The 2,157-nt window shown below is 74.9% G+C and carries 2 protein-coding genes; both read right to left on the bottom strand.

The features are described 5' to 3' along the window. Window positions 1-268: 268 nt before the first annotated feature. Entirely contained in the window at window positions 269-1,048 is a 780-nt protein-coding gene (locus NBZ85_RS30575) for an SDR family oxidoreductase (RefSeq protein ID WP_261558153.1), read from the bottom strand. Between the two features lie 128 nt (window positions 1,049-1,176). Continuing rightward, window positions 1,177-2,154, bottom strand: a complete 978-nt coding sequence (locus NBZ85_RS30570) for a methyltransferase domain-containing protein (RefSeq protein WP_261558163.1) — start codon at window positions 2,152-2,154, stop codon at window positions 1,177-1,179. Window positions 2,155-2,157 lie beyond the last annotated feature (3 nt).

Raw genomic sequence — 2,157 nt, 5'->3', positions numbered from 1 at the left:
GAGCACCACCGCGGCGAGCCCGACCCGTCTCGTCCGCTGCCGGCGCGGCTCCGCGGCCCGCTTGCACGCAACGCCTACCACCGGCGTGTCCGACCTGTCACCCGACGCGGACCGCCGTCCCTTCTCCGCCACGCGAACCAGTATGTGCCCTGCCCCTTCCCGCCTCGCCACCCGTCTACGACCAACTGTAGAACTCAACTCAGCGTAGGCGGCGAGGCCGGCGGGCGCGCGTGGAGTTCGCCACGGCGGACAGCACTGGGCTCGGCGGCTACCAGGTGGGTACCATCCCGCCGTCGACGCGGAGGTCCGCACCGGTGATGTTCGCGCTGCGGTTCCCTGCGAGCAGGACGACGGCGGCAGCGACCTCCTCCGGCGTGCTGAACCGGCCGGTCGCGGAGCTGCCGGCCGCGGCGTCGACGACGCTCGCGGGGTCCGCGCCGGTGGCTCGCGAGACGGTGGCGGCAACGCCGTCGGACCCGAGCCACAGGTCGGTGCCGACCGGGCCGGGGCTGACCGTGTTGATCCGCACGCCCCGGCCACCGACCTCCCGGGCCAGCGACTTGCAGAAGTTCGCCAACGCGGCCTTCGCCGCGCAGTAGTCGATGACCGCCGGATCGGCGAGGACCGAGTTCACGGAACTGATCGTGACGATGGAACCGCTGCCGGCAGCGAGCATCAGTGGTAGCACCGCCCGGGTCGCCCGCACCGCGGCGAGCAGGTTCAGGTTGAGCGTTCCCAGCCACATCTCGTCAGTGACCGAGCCGAACCCACCGGGCCGGGCAGGCGCGGAACCGACGTTGTTGACCAGGACGTCGACCCGCCCGCCGGCCTGCTCGACAAGCGCGGCCGGGCCGTGGGGGGTGGCCAGATCCACCAGGTGCACGCGCACCGCGCCGGAGGCCGCCAGCTCGTCGAGCTCGGGCGAACTGCGACGGGCTCCAGCCACCACCGTGGCGCCCTCGGCGACCAGGGCCTGTACCACCGCCAGGCCGATGCCCCGGCTCGCCCCCGTGACGACGGCGATCCGCCCGAGCAGTCCCATGTCCATTCCGAACCTCCATCGTCGGCAGACTGTCCGGCCGTCGTCCGTGACCGCCGGTGCCTGTGCGGGCCGTCTCGGCGCCCGCCGGCACCGCCCCCGCAGGCAAGGCTAGAGCCGTCGGCCGGCCCGGTCCCTCATCCGCGCGGCCGGTAGCACCGGACCGCGAGACGGACGGTCACCGCGACGCGACGCCCCGGCCAGGCCGCCTCGACCTGATCGCGCAGGTCCTCAGCCGTACGGTGGTGGCCGGTTGGGCCCATCAGGGCCAGGTCGACGGCCTCGTCGGCGGACAGCACAAGCGGAATGTCGAGGCGTTCGAGGGCGGCCGGGGCGAACCGGTCGGCGGTCCGCTCGTCGAGTCTGTCGCCCTTGTCCGGCTGCATTCCGACCAGCCCGAGCGGGCCACGCAGCTCGGCAAGATGGCCCGGTTCGGGGGTGACGACGATGAGCAACCCGTCCGGCCGGAGCACCCTGCGCATCTCCGCCAGGTTGCGCGGGGCGAAGACGTCGAGGAGCACGCTGACGCAGCCGTCGGCGACCGGCCACGGGCCGGCGGCGTCGTAGGCGACTGCTCCGATCCGGGGGTGGGCCCGCGCGGCCCGGCGCAGCGCGTACTTCGACACGTCGACCGCGACCCCGACCGCCCCGGCGGGCAGCGCGGCGAGCACACCGGCCAGGTGGTGGCCGGTTCCGGCCCCGATCTCGAGCGCCACCGGCACCGAACCAGCCGGCGAGGCGGGGCGGAAGTTCGTGCCCGTGCCCGCGTCCCGGCCCGGGTTCGGAGCCGATCGGGCGCCGGGCGTGCTGGCGGCCGCGAGCTCGGCCAGCCGGGTGGTAAGCGGCCGGTAGTGATCGGCCCCGAGGAAGGACTGCCGCGCGGCGACCATGGCGGCGGTGTCGCCGGCGATCCGGCGGGCGCGGCCGGTCCGCAGGTTCACGTAGCCGCCGCGCCCGATGTCGAAGCCGTGCCCAGCGGCGCAGCGCAGAACACCGCCGTCCGCATGCAGGGCGCCGTCCGCATGCAGGGCGCCGTCCCCGCCCGAGGCGCCCACGCACGCCGGACAGCGCAGGACCGGCAGCACCACCGCCAGCCCCGTCCCGGCAGGGTCCACACC

It is taken from the genome of Frankia tisae (assembly GCF_025403405.1).
In the GTDB taxonomy this organism is placed as follows: domain Bacteria; phylum Actinomycetota; class Actinomycetes; order Frankiales; family Frankiaceae; genus Frankia; species Frankia tisai.
This window is presented reverse-complemented; position numbering and strand designations above follow the sequence as displayed.

What these genes read in the sequence shown, in the direction of transcription:
- NBZ85_RS30575 (WP_261558153.1), bottom strand. Translation starts at nt 1,048, where the DNA reads ATGGACATGGGACTGCTCGGGCGGATCGCCGTCGTCACGGGGGCGAGC.